The organism is Flavobacterium sasangense DSM 21067, from assembly GCF_000686885.1.
In the GTDB taxonomy this organism is placed as follows: Bacteria; Bacteroidota; Bacteroidia; order Flavobacteriales; family Flavobacteriaceae; genus Flavobacterium; species Flavobacterium sasangense.
In genome coordinates this window covers 135,258-153,445 of the sequence record NZ_JMLU01000005.1, presented here as the reverse complement: position 1 = coordinate 153,445, position 18,188 = coordinate 135,258, and the positions used below count along the sequence as shown (strand labels likewise).

Here is an 18,188-nt window from a genome sequence, read left to right as displayed (position 1 = left end):
ATGACAAAAACAAAGATTATGAATGTAGTAGAACGTGCTAAGGCACCCACCCCGAAATTTTTTAAGGTGTTGCGCACCATTGGATTAGCCTTGTTAGCAGTAAGTGGAAGCATTGTAGCTGCTCCAGTAGCTTTACCTGCTGTTGTTGTAACCGTTGCGGGTTATGCTGCCGTTGCAGGTGGTGTTTTATCTGCGGTAAGCCAAATTACTGTTGATACTTCGACAAGCTCAGTACAGGTTAAGGATAATACTATCCTAGGCAACAAAAAAGATGAGGTTAAGCCCGAAACTGACGTTGGAGCGAATGGATAATTCGTTAACTTTGAAGGCAGGAACTTTTGGAGGATTTGCATTGAGTGTTATCCCTAATTTAACCTCAGCAGATGTCTTAAAAACAATAGTTTTAGCCTTTATTGGAGCAGTAGTTAGTTTTGGTGTTACGTTGCTTTTAAAGCAATTGACCTCGAAAAAGAAATAAGCTTAGTTTTGATTGGTAACCTTTACTGAGTATGAGAAAGCCTAGTCGTAATAGATTAGGCTTTTTGTATTTTAATGTTCCTTAGCTTTGTTCTGTTGAGGAACTTAGTACTGAGTTCAGTGAGCTGGGCTAAATTAATTAAAAAAAAATGCAACCTATAAAGCAATAGAGCCAAAAGGTAAATGAATTATTTATTTTTTGAATGGTCTTAATTTCTTAATTTTTGTACCATCCTTGAGAGAAACATTAACGTTATCATCAATCTTTTTATTATCTAAAAATGAGAGTCTTGTTTCGAACTTTTTAATACTCTTTCTTCTTTTTTCTTCTTTTGAAAGAGTTTTAAATTTGTTATTAAAATCTGATTCTATCAATCCTTGAACAACAAAATTATCATTATCAATTATATTTAAAAGTTTGAAATAGTTTTCGAAGTCGTCAAATTCAATATTCAGTAAACTTGCTGCTATGAGATAAGCAGAATATTCTTGATCTTTTTTTTCTTCGATTGACACGAACGTCTTATTTGAGAGTTCTTCTATCATTTCATTAAATAATGAATTCAATAATTCCTTAAGAGTAATCGATGAATGGTGGAATTCATACCAAAAGGCTAATATTTTATTTGCACCGTAAGTAGTATGTAAAAAAGATTTGATATCTAAATATTTTTCTTCATCAGTATTTGTAATGAATTTCAAAGCACTTTGAATACTTTCCAAATTTTTCAAAACGGCTTTTCTTCTATTTTCAACAGGGGTATTATACAATGCTTGAATTAAATATCCCAAACCACTCACATTAATGATATATTCATGAAAATTTTGAGGAACTGAATTTTGAAGTATATCATCGATTAATTGAGGAGAATCTTTCGTCATACCAGCATAATAAATCGCAACATTTTGCCACCAAACATCATTAAAGTTTTTTATAAATTCAGATTTTCCGTTAATGCTATGATTGTAAAACTGATATGCTGTGAAGTACTCTTGAAAAGAAAGGTGTTTAAATTCAATTTCTCCGCGCTCATTTTCGATTAATAGATTGATATCTTGTATTAAGTCGTTTAGCAACTCTGAGACATCATATTTTTGACCGCGTTCTGATGCGAAATCAGATATTAATTTTTCTAAATTATCTTTTGAAATACTCTTTGACCGATTGACGTGCAAATATTCAGCAATAAATGACAATACACTTCTATGGACCCCTACTTTTAATAAATCAAGATGACTTTCATTTATATTTTTGTTCAACAAAACGTCAACGAAATATTTGTATAAATCTGATATTGTTGCAGGAATTTCATAACCATCTTCATCAAAAAGTGAAGTTAACAATGTAAGAGTTAATGGCGTTTTAGGAAGTTTATCTAAAATTCGTGAATCTTTTAAAGACTTAATAAGTCGCTTACCCTTTAGTTCTTCACCATCAAAATATCGATCAATAAATGTTTCAGCTTGTTGAATTGAAATATTAATTATATCAAAGTATCTAAAATTTAGTTGACGACATGTTCCTAACAGTGAATCAGAATTTCTTGATGAACAAAAGATTTGAATTGTTGAATTAGTCATATGAAATGTTTTAACTGCCTCTAACGCTTTATCTTTGTTCTCTTTATCTCCAATTTCATCTAGCGCATCAATAAACAATATAAAATTTTTCTCTTCAAACAATACTTCAGTATCAAAATTTAAATCTTTATAAATTTCATTAGTAAAATATTTGTGAATTGTATTACTAACATCAAAATTGTTATCTTGTAAATCTCTAAACTTGATAATTATAGGATAAAATTCAAAATCATTCCTGATGGAATTTTCATAAATTATATTATTAGCAATTTGTTTAAAAAGTGTTGTTTTCCCTGAACCTGACTCACCAACAATTAGAGAACACTCTTTAACTTTATTTAACTCCTCGACTTCAAACCATTTTCTGCGAAACTGTGCATTAACCTCATCATAATAGTATTCAGCCAATTTCAATTTGATAGTATTTTTTAGAAGTTTCTCTATTTTAGAATCGTTGAGACTAAGTGTCTTAGAAAAGTCATCGTATTTATTTCTGTTTTGAAATAACTCAATGTAATGTTTGTATTTTTTTGAACCTTTAAGCCAAAATCTAGGATAATATTTATCTATAAATTTTACTAATTCATCGTAACTCCAAAAAGATATATTTGCATTGTTATAAAATTCATCCTTAAAAAATTTCTGCTTCGCACCACTATTGACTTTACCATTGGTTACTATTCTAACTTTTGCAATATTAATCTTCCCAAATTTTAAGGACTCGTAAGCATAATCAAAACATTCTTGAACTTGAGCTTTTAACTCTGCATTCATTCTAGATGTTCCAGTTATATCACCTTTTTTAACAACGAAAGCCGTCCATTCATCAATCTCTTCAATTCTGTCAGGTAAAGATGCAATTAAATCTTTTCCATATTCTGGAACATTTCCGCTCTCGTGAGTAATTGTAACATTTTCATAACCCATATAAGGAAGCAAATCTTTTAATATTTCATGTATATCTGTTTCTTTAGAAACACTTTGAAGCTTTGCTATTTTCTCTTTTTCAAGCATTTTTAGATCTTTTGAAATTTAGGATAACTATCTACAAATATATCAATAATTTTATTTGTAAAATTATTTTTGCTAAAGTAGGACTTATTGACAACTAAAATCACATATAGCTTATATATAACTATACAAAGTAGAACCAATGTATAAAATTTTGGTTGTATTTGCTATATTTTTTATTAATATCAAATATATACATCATTTTGATTATCTATCCTTTTTTGAATAAAAAAGCCCAGACTAATTGGTCCAGGCTATCTGTTACTTCATTCTATACCTCATCATAATAGCGTTTTTGAGTTCGTTGATGAGGTGGATGTTTTTGTTGTAGTGGTTTTCCTGTTCTTGCAGCAGCTTTAGTGCTTGCACGTTTTTTTTGTGCAGCAGGTGTTCTTGCATCATACGTGTAGCTCTTGGATTGAACTCTTTTCTGAAGTCATAAAGCGTTATAAATGGAATTACAGAACCTTTAAGATAAGGATACCAGAACTTAGATTTCCATAGGCTCATGGCTATCCAAAAAATGTCCTCTTTTTGAGCTTCGGTTTGAAATACTAAAACAAAGCTGTTTGTAAAAGCTTCATTGCTAGGCTTTCCGCTATTCAGTCCTTTTGATAATACGAAAAAGTGCGGTTTGGCATAGTGCGCCCCAGGTTGGTGGGTTTTAATAAAAATTGTGTCCATAATACAAGGATTTAACAGGTTAACTTCCTTCGTCTTCCTATTTTGGTGCCCGAAATGTGATTGAATACCGAGATGCCCCACACACATTTTTGCAAAAGAAAAAAGGAAAAAAAAGAAAGCCGTCTTGCCTTGTGGAGGGTTTCAAAAAAGCAAGTTTTTCGGATAAAATACTACCCATATGCGTCTGTGGAAACGCTAAGTGGATGTTGTGGTATTGAAAATGTATGGGTGGAGATTTTATCCGGAACCGAAGGCTTGAACTTGCTTTTTTGAATACCCGGAACAAACCTTTGGCTTCTTTTTTATCCTTTTTTTTGTAAAAATGTTTACCCCAAATGTTCTTGTGAACTGGGGTTTTAGGGGTGTTCAATCGGGACTGGTGAACAAGGGTGTGGTTTTCTTTTTTTTTGCTAGACGACCTCGACTACGCTCGGTTTGACAATATGGCTTTGTGAAGATGAGAAAAAAGAAAAACACACTCTTGTGGTAGTTTGATTTTTGAGGATGCTTGATGGTTCAGTTAGCAGTCGCAGTTTTCAGTTAGCAGTTAACGCCTGATGAAAATGGGAAGCATCTTCAAAAAACAATGAAAATTACGTTAGCGGTAGCGTTCCTATTTTTTTTCGGGTGGGTGCGGCTGGGAGCGGATATTTTACATAATAACCCTTATAACTTTCAGGGGGACTGCGTGGGGTGTTGGGAATGAATTATAAGGTTTATTATGTAATAATAGCTTGGGAGTGGTTTTTGTGTGTTTTTAGCGTTTGTTTTTTGGATTGGGTGCAAGTGGATAAAAAAAGGCGGACTGTGCGCGAGGGGTTGGGAAAACAGGGAGCCTTTTTTTATTGACTTACTTTGGGTAAAACAAGTGCTAAAAACACACAAAATACCACTAGTGTGGTGGGGAGCTTTGGACTGGGTGGGCGCAAATAAATTAGCGAAGCGTTCCTATTTAAAACAAAGAAACCAAGAAAGCCATTTGCTTACTATCTAGCCCCGATAGAAGTGATACCGTGTTTAACGGATAGCGGGAAAATGGAAACCAGGGATTTCAAAAACATTCACTTTTATAGATATTAAATTAGATTTCTAAAAGCTCTAAATAATTTAAGAATGTTTTAATTTCACTTTTATATTTTTCTGGAAGTTTTTTGACGTCATTATTTACAAGATATAATACTAAAAAAGAAATATGTTTTCTAAAAAACAAAAACTTATTGTTTGTTTTTTGAAAATCTGGATTGTAATAATCCTTTAAATTATTGCTTTTTAAAACTAAAATATCAAATAATTCATCTATTGTTTTATTTTCAGTTTCAATCCCAATTTTATTTAGTTCTTGGAAAATTGTTTTAGAATCTGTTTTTAAATTAATTATTTCTCCTTTGTCATTTTCAAAACAAATATTATTTAACAGCTTCTTTATATGTTGTTCAAACTGTTCTTCTTTAGAAAGCTTATTATATTGTGCAATTGTCATTATTAATTATTTTTAAAATTAGAAATAAGTAAAATAAAAATTCATCTATTAACCGACTAACCATAACTTCAGTTATATCTTCAGTATTAAATAAATTAATTCCTTCTACCCTATCAGGTTCTGTTTTGGTGTAAACGGATTGTGCATTCGAAGGAACCGATAAAACCAAAAAAACGAATTGAAATACCATCCTAGATTATCAAGAAACCATTTACATTAACAAATGGACTAATTACACTTTCTTGATTAATTGCAGCAATAGTTAAGAAAACGATATGATGTTTGTTTTTATCCATACTCTTTAATTTTTACGTAACCAACCTAAAATAGACGCCTTGTCTAATTCCCATTTGCTATTTACTTGGTTCAAATTGATGGTTTCTCTTGAATTCCCAAAACGTCCTGGATTCTGTTGGATGATTTCGATTTCATCTTCTGTTACTTTGGAAACAATAGCAACGTGACCGTAAGGATTAAAGCTATTGGCATCAAAGATGAGAATGTCATTGATTTTTGGTTTTGTGTTACTTGGATTGGAAAACTGAAGCAAATCTCTATCGGAATTGCGTTCGTTGTCTTTCAGATTTGGATTATAAAAATCTTTTGCGTGACCGAACGTATTTGGCATTTTGTGGTTTAAGTGGTCGTAATAGTAGCGTTTTACAAACTCTACGCATTGGTATTTAAGTCCGTAATTGTAGCCTTCTGCGCTACGATTTCTTCCTAAATTGGTATCTGTACTGCCATTGTAATAGACTGGAATGTTATTAAAACTGTCTATTTTATCCCCTACTTTAGGCTGGTTTAAAATGTGTTTTTTTGTAATGCATTTTAACATTAACACTACAGCTAAACACATCACTGCAATGACTGCAGCTCTTAAAATTCTATTTATTTTCATCTTCTTATTTTTGATTATCAATTGCCTTTTTTAAATTATAATGAAATATGAATTCGTTTTTGTAGTACACTAAATTTCCTTTGTACAAAGTGTTTAATCCCTTTGAATCGGTAATAGCAACAACAGCTTGGTCATATTCTTCCACTCCTTTTCTTTTATGTATTTCAAATTTAACATTAGCCACTCCTTTTACTTCATTATAGCTATTAGAATAGTTCCAATCAAAATAATAAATCGTATGGAATTGGTTTACCTTATCTACTTTAATACTCGTTACACTGCCCATACTGTGTGAGTTTTGAACTAAAATTACATTAGCAAAATCAATATTCCCATTGGACTCTTCCCAAAGTAAATACCTCTCATTCTCATAAGAATAATAACTATCTTCTTTGTTGTTATGACTGCTGTAGGTTACTTGAACCGCTCCGAAAATAGGATTGTCGTCCTGTGCAAAAGTTATTACATGAATTACTAGTGCTATTAAAATGTAAATAGTTTTCATTATAAAATGTTTGTTTTATTATTTGATGAGTAGGTTGGTTTTATTATCAACGAAATATTGAATACTACTATTTTTATAAATTACTTTCCTGTTCCAATTCCCATCATCGTCATATTCATGTATGAAATTGATATCCTCAACTAATCTTTTTGAAGTACCGAATACCATTTGTTCTTTGATGCAGTTGTTGTATTCGTCGAAAAAATACAACCTACAATGCTCTGGTTCTTTTTTATAATTGAAACGTTGCATCTCGATACAATTGCCATTACTATCGAATTTGTGTTCCCAAAATTGTTTAATTCGTTTAAATGGTAATTCAACCTCAACCAAAGTCATTAGTTTGTCATTATCATAATAGTATTCATATCTTTGGTAAGGGCGTTTGTCTTCTTTCCAATATTCCACTATTTTTTTGTCTTTTAGAAGCGTTGTTTTATCATAATATGAAGGTTTGTCGTATAAGAAATGTAGACAAATGGTACTATCGTTATCATAAAAAAAATTCTTTTCTGTATGCTCCACTTCAAAATTATCATTGTAAGAAATGAAAGTTGTTTTCTTTAAAACACCTCCTTTTTCATAGTGATACATTATTTTCTTTTCCAAATAACTGAACATATGATGCATCAGCTTTGCCGTTGGCAATAAATCCATAAAGACTGTTTTCTCTTCATAACCGTTTTTAATTTCATAAAAAAGTAAACCATCTGGGTTGTATTTTTTCACAGAAGTGTATTTTGAATGATAATCAATACCATCTTCAGGTAACCAAATACCTGGGGTTACTTCTTTTGGTTTATATGCTAAATACTCGCAGTTCATACTTAAAATGTTACATGATACACATCAGATTCGTTTCTTGGCATGTTTCTGTACTCAAATGCTCCTTCTTCATCAATAATTTCTACAATATCAAAAGTGGTACAATCGGCTGGTAATCCTTCAAACAATAAGGTAAAATTATGTTGACCAGATGGTCCAATTGGTTGCCATTTGGGATACATTACGATATTGAAATGATGCAGTAATTTGCATTTATGCGAAGTCCCTTTTGGAATTAAATAAATGGTTGGCCATACACGAATGGTATGAAAGTTTGGAATCCCGAACGTATTTGCATGTACAATTACTTGTTTTTCCACTTGTGTATTGTATTGCTCCAGAAGTTCTGGAGCAATATCAATTTTTTCTTCTGTTACTGTTACCATAGTTACTTATAAATTTTACAATTGATTGTAATGCTCTGTATTTTTTGCTATAATATTTCCTTCTACATCCAAGAGAACACCACCCGAAGGAATACTATTTAGTGTTGGTTCTTTGTCTTGTTCAAAATAGTAGGCTTTGTTAGCATTAATGACTAAAGCCACTTTTACGTTTCTATTTTGTTTTTTACTTTCTTTTTGTTGTACCAAAGTGACATGCTCTACCATGATTTGTTCTATTTCCTCTGCTGTTATTTCTACTTCTGCATTTATAACAATCGAAATACCTGGTAATGTATTGGAAACTGGATTGATGTGAACCGGAATTTGTGAAAAACAAGGCGAATTTTCCTGTTTGATAATCACATAAGGAAATCTACCATAATGGGTGGGAAAATTTTGACTAGTGAATTGGTGTTCGGCGGTTTCTTGCCATTCGAAATACGAGCAACGGAAATTGGCTAAATACTCACTTGTTTTGGTATTTAGTTCTGTATTCCATAGCAAAATGTATTTTGCTTGTGTTTGGATGATAAAACTACCTGAAGCCTCTCCGATACTGAAAGCTTTTCCTGTAAATTCCAACTTTTCGTTGAAATACCAGATTTCGTATGGTTTACAATTGGTCCAATCTAAAAGTGTGGTGAGTTGGTCGTGTTGTATTTCTAAAAATACAGGATGTGTTTTATCAAACGTTATATCGCTAAGACTTACGTTTGTTTTTTGGATGATGACGTGTTGCGCACCAAAGATTTTATATTCTTTGTGTGTATTGTTATGAACTGGATTGTGATGTAAGCTTATGAAGTGAATATTAGTTGTTTTCATTTTGATGCGATTTTAAAATAAGGGTTTGATTTACTAACTGAATTGGATTTTGTAATGACACGGATTTTACTGTGCCGTTTTGATGGAATTCAACGAATGAATTGAGGTTCCATTTCCGTTCCAACATTTCTGAAATACACGATTTCAACAAATAAGTTCTAGCTGTTGTCCAGCCTTTTTTTTGTGTTTCCTGATTGAATACTTCGATGAGTTCTTCATCAGAAAGGGAATGGAAATTTGTTTTCCATTGGCTTTGTACTACTGCATAATTTAGCATAACATAACAAATTAAAAATTAAACAAAAGTTGTTATGTCGCATCAAAACGGTAAAAGAATTGTGGTTTCTCAACACATTTGAACGACTGTTCCGCATACTAGGCCACCGTGTCGTGAGTTGATCGGTTGGCTAGCCCGAGGGCTATCTGGATGCTGGACACATAATTAAAGAAAATAAATGAGATATGCAAATTTATTTAAGTACGTGTGTTAACTCTCCGAAAGCTGGAGGATACATAGGTACTTTAGCTTCATCGTTAGTTGTAATATAAATTTCTAACCTTTCGGCTAAAATTCTACAACCATCATTAAAAACTTTAATATTTTCCTCTGTTGGTTCAAAAACTTTTACATAGTCACCTATGTACTTTTGATCTTCAAGCCAAGTTAGTGTGTATAAAAAATATCCTCCTTTCTTTTCTAATTCAGCAAATACGGTTCCTTCATTATTGGCAATTACCAAACCTCTCAATTTTTGACAAAACCGATTGTAGTCTTCAATGTTGGTGAAAAATGAATTAATTAAATTTCTTTCGTTTGACCATTCCATGTTTTTTAAGTTTTAGATTATTATTTAAAAATTTTTAGTTGAATCATTCTTAATTAAACCTTTAATTGGTTTTATTTTTTTGATGGTGAATCACTAAAAAAACTATACAATCCAAGAAATAAAACAAATGGAATAATTACAAACATTGCTATTTTTATTACTTGTATTACTAATCCAATAAATAACATTGTGAGGAACACACTGAAAGGGTCATTACCAAATAATTTCATAATTTCTATATTTTAATTGTTTTATAGTTTATATGAAAAAGATAAAAAGGTAACCCTATTGCTAAAAAAAATTATTCTAGTAGTACAAAACCTGCCCAATAGTAAGGGGAATATTTTTCTTTCATTTTGTTTTGGGCTTCACTGAAAGCTTCTTGTATGGATTTACCACTAAAACATGCTGCATAGAAATTTTCGAATAATTCTGAGGTTTGGGCATCAGGAACTTTCCACAAACTCATGATGATATTTTGAACACCTGCCATTTTAAATGCGCGTTGTAAGCCAAAAACACCTTCGCTACCATTTATTTGACCTAAACCCGTTTCACAAGCACTTAACACTACTAATTTACAATTACTTAAATCTAGATTAGCGATTTCTTTAGCGGTTAAAATACCATCATCTGCATTTGTTTCATTATTGGTTTTTCTCCACGAATTATTTGCTCCAGCAAGTAGTAAACCAGAACGCATCATAGGGTCTTCTGATGCTAAATAGATTCTTTTTTTAGCTTCTACTGGAATGTTTTTATCTAAATCTGATAATTCCTGTTTTGTATTTTCAAAGAAAAAGCCATGAGTTGCTAAATGTAATATGAAAGGATTTGCTTTTCCGCTTAATTGCTTTACACTCTCTTCTGTAGCTGCACTTTCTGTTTTAATTGTAGTTTTGAAGTTATACATAATTGCTTCTTTATTAATCTTATTTACCTCATCATTGGTGCCAGGTAAATAATTAAACTCCAAAATTCCACTTCTGGTTGCTAAATCATTTAATTCGTTTGGATAAGCTTCTTTATAAACCTCAACCTGTTTTTTGTTGTAATTAATTCCACCATATAAAACAATCTCAAAATTATCTTTTTTATTGATGGTTAATGGTTTATAATCTACCAATGTAGTTGTAGTACCTAAAAGAATTAACTTGTACTTTTCGCCCAAAGTTTGATTTGTATTTACAGGTAAGGCTTTAAAATTTATTTGGTGCGCCAAACCCGAAGGAGCTAGATAAATTGTATTACTATTTTTTAATTCTGCTTCTAGTGGTTTGTAAAACAAATCGCTGATTTCTTTATCTGAATATTGCTTATTAATTATTTTGGATTGTATTGAATCGTGCGCTTTGTTGTTTCTTTCTAATAAAACCGCTAGTTGTTTTTCTTCAAACAGACTTACAAACTTTGGAAACTTGCTGTCTTTTTTAATTACAAAAGCACCATACATAGTACTATCAGTCCATTTGTTATTGTAATAATTGAACGAAACTAAGTCTATAACTACATCGTTTGGTTTTAGTTTTTCTTGAATTTGCTTCCAAGTAACCGATAATGATTTTTTTGCCTCTGCAAAAGTAGAAGACAAACGTGTTATTTCTTTTTCGAGACTTTCTGTTTCTGCTTTTAATTGGTCATATGTTGCTGGTTTTTGTGCTGCCGGAAGTTCTTCAATTTTGGTGATATATCTTTTGTTGTCTAGAAATCGTTGGTACTTTTCTTTAAGATTAGTATCCCCGTTTTTTTCAATGGTTGCTTTTATTCGTTGTTGGTTGCGAAGGGATAGGTTCTTAAGAAGAAGTTGGTTTTCGTATATTGCGCTATTGAGCGATGGATATTGGTTTGGGTGATTCTGGACATACGAATAAGTTATGGCTCCTTGCTTTTTATTAACAAAAATATAATTTTGAATTTCGGTTACACTAAAAAAAGAAGTTATCTTTTCTAAAACGTTTTTTTCTCTTTCATGAGCTCTTAATAAATATTCCATTGCCTTTTCGGATAATGAAAATTGATTGTAAAAACTAAATGTATAGTACATTAAATCATCATAAAAAGAGAGTTCACCATCAATTTTATCAGCTAATTCAATAGCTTTTACAAAATATTTTTCTGCATTATTAAAATCATTTTTTTGCTGATACATCAAGCCTATACTTAATAAAAGAGAAGCGTCATTTCGGGGGTTCTGACCTATTTTATCTTTTCTAATTTCATAAGCTAGTAGATAATTTTTTTCTGAATTAACATAATCAACTCTATATTTATATATCAAACCTAAATCAGATAAATCTTTAGAATATGCATATTTTAAGCTATCAAATAAGGGATTTTGTCTTATTAATTGAATCCTTTTTAAAGCAGAATCCAAAGCATTGTTCAAATCTCCAATAGCTAAGTAATAACTACACCAAGAGCGAAAAATCATGTAATGAGATATATCGTTTTTATCATAACTTGATTTCATACTTTGGTATAAAGCATCTGCTTTAGTCAAGTAATAGTAAGCTTTATCATTATTATTCAACTCCAAATAAAAATCTACGATTCTATTTAGAATGTTTAACTGGTCACTAGAATTAATTTTTTCAATCTCAGTAATTGATTGTAGAAAAAAAATTTCTGCGTTATTTAAGTCGCCTTTATTTAAATAATTTTCTGCCAATAACACTAATGATTTTATATACTCAAGACTTTTTTCACCGAAAAAAATTTTATTAATCTTAATAAGTTCTTGTAAATACAATTCAGATAAATCGTATTTTCCTTCAAAACTATAACCAGTGATTAAACCTTGTAAAGCAATCGTATAATTATTTATATTATCAGAATTCAGATTTTTATTTATTGACAATACTTTTTCGAAAAAAAATCTAGACTTTGAATAGTCTGATTGTTGCGAATAAGATATTCCTAAATTTATTAACGATTTAGTGTATTCTTTGCTCGATTCTCCAAAATATTGCTTTTTTAGCTCGAGACTTTCACTATAAAATTCTTGTGATTCTTTAAACTTTTGTTGATTTCCAAATCTCATACCCAAAATGTCTACAACAAAAAAGTAAGCTGAAATTGTTGATTTATCAATATTATTTTTAAGATTAGTATAGGATTCCAAAAGCAATTGATCTGTTTTTTTGTGATTACCTATTTCGTCAAAATAAATTGCAAATGATATCAATGCACTATTATAAATTTGACTATTTACACCCTGATATTTTTTAGTTAACTCACAAACATATGTATATACTTCTTCGGCTTTTTTATAATTTTTATTCTCTTTGTAGAGAACCGCTAAATCCAACAAAAATTTACTGTATTCTGGGTGTTCTATACCATCAATATTTTTTTTTATTTCTATTGCTTTTAGGAAATAATTTTCAGATTTGATAAACTCTTTATCAGAAAATTTTAAATTACCTAGATTCCTATATGTATTTGCTATAATAGCATGATTTTCCCCGAATAGACTTTTTTCTATTTCTAACTCCTGTAAATAATTAATTTCAGCTTTTTTTATATCCCCAATTTTTGAATAAGATAAAGCTAAATGATTTAATAAAATACCAAGATTTGTTTTTGGAATTGAATTATCCTTTTTTAATTTTTCTCCATACAATATAGCTTTATTGTAATTTCCGTTTTGATAATAATATCTAGTACTATCAATTTGCGATCTTGATAATTGAAAAAATAATACAAAAAATATCACCAATTTTAACTTCATATTACCAATTGATTATTTGATTAGTGAAAGATTTAGATGATTTAGAAAAAGCTAATTCACAATAGCTATCTGGATCATTTGGTTTCAATATAACCTTTTTTTCTTCTACCTTATCAAGTTCATAATTATCATCAAAAACATCATACTTCATTGCTATATTTATTGCTGACAAATCATCTTGAACACTTGGAAATAAAATGCATTCAATTTCACCATTATGTAAAAAATTAAATATTCTATTAGCATAAAACGAACTTAAAAAGTAGTCAAAGTGATTATTAGCATCGACATCCTTTGAAAAACAATCCGATAAAAAACAAACGAATAAATCTATATTTTTTTTAATTTCACTATCCTTTTCATTTAGTTTTTTGATATACTCTTGTCTTAGTTCGAAAAAATTCAAATTAAATACTTCATTATAAATAAAAGGAAAATTCTTAAAAATTGGAGAAACTGTCAGCATTCTTTCGTTTTTTAATTTCCACACTGAAACAGTTATTATATCATTGTTTTCAGCTCTAGATTCTTTTAGAGCTGAAATTATATTATCAGTTCCATACAATATTTTTTCTCCAATCAAATTTGCTCTACCGTTTGTTTTTGCGCCTTCGGGTGGATATTTTAATTTTTTAATTTCATTAATTGTTTTCTCGCTTTTATCTTCATTTACCCTTTTATTAATTGTAACTCTTGAAAATGAATGTATTTTTTTCTTAAAAGTTAAATTTGAAATAAATCTAAATTGATTCAATAATATAAATTCTATTTGCTTGGCTGTATTTTCATTGATTGAGTTTTTTTTTAAATATTGTCTCAAGTTTGATATGTAATATTTAATTTCTTGGTGATTGTTCATAAAAATTATTTAACATGATTAACCCATCAAAATTTCAATTCAAAATTCCATTCCACCTTTTGCAGCTTACTTTTAACTTCTTCCAAATTGTTGATTAATTCTTCGAAAGAAGGTTTATTTTCTTCGTAAATCATGTCTTCTTTCATTTTGGTATAATCTGTTTTCCATTCGTCCATTTTACTCTCTATTGGAATTGGATTAAGTGTTTTTGGGTTGTGTAAGTTGTAATCTACATCGCCCACTTTAGAATACTTGTATCGGTGTGCCACTATAGTTTCGTATAATTCTTTGTCGTTTATTGCTTTATCTGCAATTCCGTTTTTCGATAGATGGTATAGGTCATATAAATGACGGCTTAAACGATCTACTCGCATTTTATCTGTTGGGCGGTGAAACTCCTCTTGTAATAAAAACATTTTTTCTAGGAAGGTTCGTTCTGCATTTACTGCAGGTACATGAAACAGAGGCTCTGAAAATTCCCTATCGACAAAAACCTCATCTACTAATGCTCCAAAAGATCTAACCGTGAAAGGTTCTCTTAATGAACGACAACTTACTTCAATTTGAACTCTTGGTAAAATGTATGCTGTATCCGCTGGAATTACATTAGGATAATAGATTTCTAATACTCTAGGGTCTTGGTCACTGTCTTTCGCTTCTATAATTTTAAAGTCAAGATTTTTGTACCCTCTTTTTTCAAATGCTGCTTCTAGCTCTTTAAAAAAAGTTTCAGTTGTATAAATACCCGCTGTTTTTCTTAATTTATCTCTTTGGTTCTTTCCTAACTCACCTTTGAACCCAAAAAACTCTTTATCTATAGCTAAATCAATATCTTCTGAAAATCTATTTATTAGTTTCCAAGCTTTACTTAAAGAAGTTCCTCCTTTGAAAACTAAGTGCTGTGCTATTTCCATTTGAAAGATAATTTCTAATGTGCGACTTACCCACCAATCTTTTTCAACAGCAAAAGGCTTCATACCCATTTGAGTTGCAATAGCGTTAAAAACCGCTTCTTTTTCTGTTCTGCTTACTTTATAGAAATCAATTTTTGCCATTTTCTATTGCTTTTCTCATTATTTTTTGAATCCAAACCGGAGCCAATGCTATATCGTGTAATAAGTCTTTTGTATCTTCTTTTTTCAACAAACCAATAATTTTGATTTCTTCTTCTGTGGTTACCTTACCATTTCCAATTTCTTTCAATGCTTGAATGACTAATCGACTAATTTTTCCTTTTGCCAGTAAGTTTTTAGGTGTAGTTTTTTTAAATCTTATCTTTCTTTTACCTACTTTTATTTCTCTTGGAGAGCCATCTGTAAGTAATACAATATTCATAGGTACTTGTGTACTCAATCCTAGTGCATTAAGTGCATAGCTCCCTGTAGGTATGGTTCTTATTCTGTCTCTTTTAGCAATGGCTTCGGCTACTTCTTCTGCTGAAGGAACTAATGGCCCTATCAATTTGCTGATTTTTGGGCGAACGTAAATACCCTGTGCTACACGAACAATTATTTGTTTATTTTCCAACCTATCCAACGCTTTTCGTACAGCATCGGACGAACCATAATCCATATAATCGTCAGGAATAATCAAAACTCCTTTTGGTTTGCTTTTTATAGATTTTTCTATTTGTTTTTCAACACTTTGAGTCATTTTAAAACTGTATTATTTGTCACAAATATAGCAAAAATTTGTGACAGAAAAATTAAGTTTACTATACTAACGATTTCTTCATTAATCAAAGGCTTGTAACAAAATTATTTTTCTATTTCCTGCCAAATGGCATCTGCTTTTGTTTCGTTATCTGCATGATAATAGGCAATTGCTAGAATTCGTTTTGCTTCGTTTGTATTTTGTTGTTCTTTTGATAATTCTTTTATTTTACCAATAGCAGCTTCTGGATTATCTAACAAATCGAAAACACAAGCAAGATTAACAAATGCCATAGTGTAGTTAGGGTCTAAACTGATTGCTTTTTCAAAGTCTTTTTGAGCCGATTTTAAAAGTTGTACCATTTTGGCTTGGTCAGCTTCAGCACCTCTAGTTCCATTTTGATTTAAACGGCTCGAGTTGTCCAGCTCCAAAGGATATAGAAAACGTTTTGGAAATTTGTGTTCTTCCAATGTTAGCACTTTTAAATCTAAAGCGCTTAACGTTTTAATTACTCCTAAATTATTGTAATTTTCACGTGATGGAAAATAAGTGTTGATTTCTTCCAATAGTTGCATTGCTTCATCATACTTTTTTGCTTCTTTTAACCGAATTGATTTTTGAAAAGCAAGATAGAGCTCACTAGTTTTTTGTTTCACGGCAATTGCCATTTGTTTTCTTTCTGCTTTTGAAGGATAACCCGGATTAATTTCAGGTAATTGATATTGTTTATAGATACCCTCTATAGTTTTTTCATAGCAATCAAAAGGATTGTAGCCTGCAATGGCTGCATAGAAAAACCCTTGATAATCGGCTTGAGTTTCTCTACTTATTTTATCGGACTTAGAAACCATTTTTAGTTTTTGAGCTAATTCAGCATTATTTTTTCTAACTACAAATGCAAAATCAGCACAAAAAGTATGGTCGTTATAGTAATGTGCTAATTCATGACTTAAAACTACGGCTAATGCATTTGTACTATCCTTACCAAAAGAACGACAGAGATCATAAAACTTAACGTCGACCATAATAGTTGGCTGAGGTGAAGTTGTGTACAAAGCTGGTGTTGTTTTGATAGCTTCCTTTTTAAAATAGGCTAATTTTGGAGCTGCTTTAGAATTGCCATAAGCCAATACTAAGTTTTTGAAAACAGATTCAATTTGTTTTTCTGTATAAGTTTGACCCATAGAGAAAAAAGAAATAAAAGCAAGTATTAATGTCGTGCTTAGTTTCAAATTATTTTGAAGATTTCTATTCATTTTCAAAAATGATTTTTTCTAATTCTTCTCTAACTTTATTATCTTTTACTTTTTCTAATTCAAGTGGAATTTCTGTTTTTTGTAATTTATAAAAATCGGATTTATCGTAAAAATACAGTGAACCGTCAGCTGTTGTTAAAATAGATTCTTTACGATTTAAGGCTTTTTTATAAACCGAAAGCGAAATCCCATCAAAAATATATTTATTATTTAATCCCGTTAATTTTTTATATTCTTCTATATATTCGGGGTTGTTATCTCTTTTTAAAGCCTCCTTTAAACCTTCAATTTTTTTACTGTAATCGATATAGTTGATTTTAAATCCTTTTTTGTTGTTTGAATCTGAATATCCTAATGCGCTCTGACTTGACAACACCGAAACAGCTGTGTCTTTAGCTGCTACAGAAGTTGATTTATCCTTAACTATTTCTTGTATTGGGTCTGTCTTGTCTAAATTCTTAACAGAATCCAAAGGTTTTTGATTATCCTTTGGAGTTACAACAAAATCTGTATCAGGTTGCTTTATTTCAGAATTTGAAAAGTAAACCCAAGTACCTACAGCGACAACAAAACAAGAGGCAACAGCATACTTAACCCATGTTAAAGAAATCACTTTAGAAGTAGCGGATTTCTCCGATACTGGAACTAATGATGTTGCAGCAGCGACATGAGAAAAATCGGTTAGTTCTTCATCCCATTGTTTGAATTTTTTTTTTAGGTTTTCTCTTTCGGTCTTTTTAATTGCAGCTTCTAAATCATTTTCAGGAATTTCAAATGTTACTTTTTCATAAGCTTTGGGTAATTCCTCTCTAATGCGTTCGCGTTCTAATTTTGTTATTACACCTTTAACGGTTTTAAAATAGTTAACCTGTTCAATAAACAGTTTACTATTATTCGCTAATAAAATATCAATAGCTTCGTCGCTACCCTCTAAAACATGAAGTTCAGCAAGTTCTTTAATGAAATTAGTATGAATTGATGTGAGATTTTTAATTACTTTCTCTGGATCCTTTAATTGCAATTCATAAACCACTTTGAAAATAGGTTTAGCATCATTTTCGTAAAGTAATATTGATGAGGTAAATGCTTTCCAAAAATCATCATTCAAATTTGATTGATTGAAGTTATTGTCCTTTTCCAAAACTGGAAGCACTAATGATTTTATTATTTGTTCTGATTTCTTCATGT

The 18,188-nt window shown here is 30.6% G+C and carries 18 protein-coding genes; 2 read left to right on the top strand and 16 right to left on the bottom strand.

Features of this window, described 5'->3' with window-relative positions; genetic code table 11:
• Positions 1 to 18 precede the first annotated feature (18 nt).
• Positions 19 to 312: a hypothetical protein gene (locus BP92_RS15855; RefSeq protein ID WP_051604408.1), complete on the top strand. Its 294-nt coding sequence runs from the start codon at positions 19 to 21 to the stop codon at positions 310 to 312.
• Entirely contained in the window at positions 305 to 478 is a 174-nt protein-coding gene (locus tag BP92_RS17210; protein WP_162833736.1) for a hypothetical protein, read from the top strand. Before BP92_RS15855 ends, BP92_RS17210 begins: the two co-directional genes overlap by 8 nt.
• A gap of 191 nt (positions 479 to 669) precedes the next feature.
• On the opposite strand, the gene BP92_RS0106085 is transcribed toward BP92_RS17210, so the two are convergent.
• From BP92_RS0106085 to BP92_RS0105990, 16 genes are all read right to left on the bottom strand, one after another.
• Entirely contained in the window at positions 670 to 3,072 is a 2,403-nt protein-coding gene (locus BP92_RS0106085; RefSeq protein WP_026725245.1) for an NACHT domain-containing protein, read from the bottom strand.
• A gap of 258 nt (positions 3,073 to 3,330) precedes the next feature.
• Positions 3,331 to 3,753: a DUF6943 family protein gene (locus BP92_RS0106080; protein WP_026725244.1), complete on the bottom strand. Its 423-nt coding sequence runs from the start codon at positions 3,751 to 3,753 to the stop codon at positions 3,331 to 3,333.
• Positions 3,754 to 4,834: 1,081 nt separating this feature from the next.
• Complete coding sequence (locus BP92_RS0106070; RefSeq protein WP_026725242.1) at positions 4,835 to 5,233, bottom strand: hypothetical protein; 399 nt, start codon at positions 5,231 to 5,233, stop codon at positions 4,835 to 4,837.
• A gap of 301 nt (positions 5,234 to 5,534) precedes the next feature.
• On the bottom strand, positions 5,535 to 6,134 hold the full coding sequence (locus tag BP92_RS0106055) for a CHAP domain-containing protein (RefSeq protein WP_026725240.1): 600 nt from the start codon (positions 6,132 to 6,134) through the stop codon (positions 5,535 to 5,537).
• Between the two features lie 4 nt (positions 6,135 to 6,138).
• Entirely contained in the window at positions 6,139 to 6,639 is a 501-nt protein-coding gene (locus BP92_RS0106050; RefSeq protein WP_026725239.1) for a hypothetical protein, read from the bottom strand.
• An 18-nt stretch (positions 6,640 to 6,657) separates the two neighbouring features.
• Positions 6,658 to 7,464, bottom strand: a complete 807-nt coding sequence (locus tag BP92_RS0106045) for a hypothetical protein (RefSeq protein WP_026725238.1) — start codon at positions 7,462 to 7,464, stop codon at positions 6,658 to 6,660.
• A 2-nt stretch (positions 7,465 to 7,466) separates the two neighbouring features.
• Positions 7,467 to 7,850 (bottom strand): hypothetical protein, encoded by a 384-nt coding sequence (locus tag BP92_RS0106040; RefSeq protein ID WP_026725237.1) that lies wholly within the window; start codon positions 7,848 to 7,850, stop codon positions 7,467 to 7,469.
• 15 nt (positions 7,851 to 7,865) lie between these two features.
• Positions 7,866 to 8,675, bottom strand: coding sequence for a hypothetical protein (locus BP92_RS0106035; protein ID WP_026725236.1), 810 nt, complete (start codon positions 8,673 to 8,675; stop codon positions 7,866 to 7,868).
• On the bottom strand, positions 8,662 to 8,952 hold the full coding sequence (locus BP92_RS0106030; protein WP_026725235.1) for a hypothetical protein: 291 nt from the start codon (positions 8,950 to 8,952) through the stop codon (positions 8,662 to 8,664). The genes BP92_RS0106035 and BP92_RS0106030 overlap by 14 nt, the downstream gene beginning before the upstream one ends.
• A 193-nt stretch (positions 8,953 to 9,145) precedes the next feature.
• Positions 9,146 to 9,502: a hypothetical protein gene (locus BP92_RS0106025; RefSeq protein WP_026725234.1), complete on the bottom strand. Its 357-nt coding sequence runs from the start codon at positions 9,500 to 9,502 to the stop codon at positions 9,146 to 9,148.
• A 301-nt stretch (positions 9,503 to 9,803) separates the two neighbouring features.
• A complete protein-coding gene (locus BP92_RS0106015) occupies positions 9,804 to 13,232 on the bottom strand; it encodes a CHAT domain-containing protein (RefSeq protein ID WP_026725233.1) in 3,429 nt (1,142 codons plus the stop codon).
• Between the two features lies 1 nt (position 13,233).
• Positions 13,234 to 14,091: a hypothetical protein gene (locus BP92_RS0106010; protein WP_026725232.1), complete on the bottom strand. Its 858-nt coding sequence runs from the start codon at positions 14,089 to 14,091 to the stop codon at positions 13,234 to 13,236.
• A gap of 26 nt (positions 14,092 to 14,117) precedes the next feature.
• Positions 14,118 to 15,146, bottom strand: coding sequence for a nucleotidyl transferase AbiEii/AbiGii toxin family protein (locus BP92_RS0106005; RefSeq protein WP_026725231.1), 1,029 nt, complete (start codon positions 15,144 to 15,146; stop codon positions 14,118 to 14,120).
• On the bottom strand, positions 15,133 to 15,744 hold the full coding sequence (locus BP92_RS0106000) for a DUF6088 family protein (RefSeq protein ID WP_026725230.1): 612 nt from the start codon (positions 15,742 to 15,744) through the stop codon (positions 15,133 to 15,135). The genes BP92_RS0106005 and BP92_RS0106000 overlap by 14 nt, the downstream gene beginning before the upstream one ends.
• Before the next feature lie 104 nt (positions 15,745 to 15,848).
• Positions 15,849 to 17,000: a M48 family metalloprotease gene (locus BP92_RS0105995; RefSeq protein WP_026725229.1), complete on the bottom strand. Its 1,152-nt coding sequence runs from the start codon at positions 16,998 to 17,000 to the stop codon at positions 15,849 to 15,851.
• The gene (locus BP92_RS0105990; protein WP_026725228.1) at positions 16,993 to 18,186 is read right to left on the bottom strand and encodes a hypothetical protein; all 1,194 of its coding nucleotides are present in this window, start codon (positions 18,184 to 18,186) and stop codon (positions 16,993 to 16,995) included. Before BP92_RS0105990 ends, BP92_RS0105995 begins: the two co-directional genes overlap by 8 nt.
• Positions 18,187 to 18,188 lie beyond the last annotated feature (2 nt).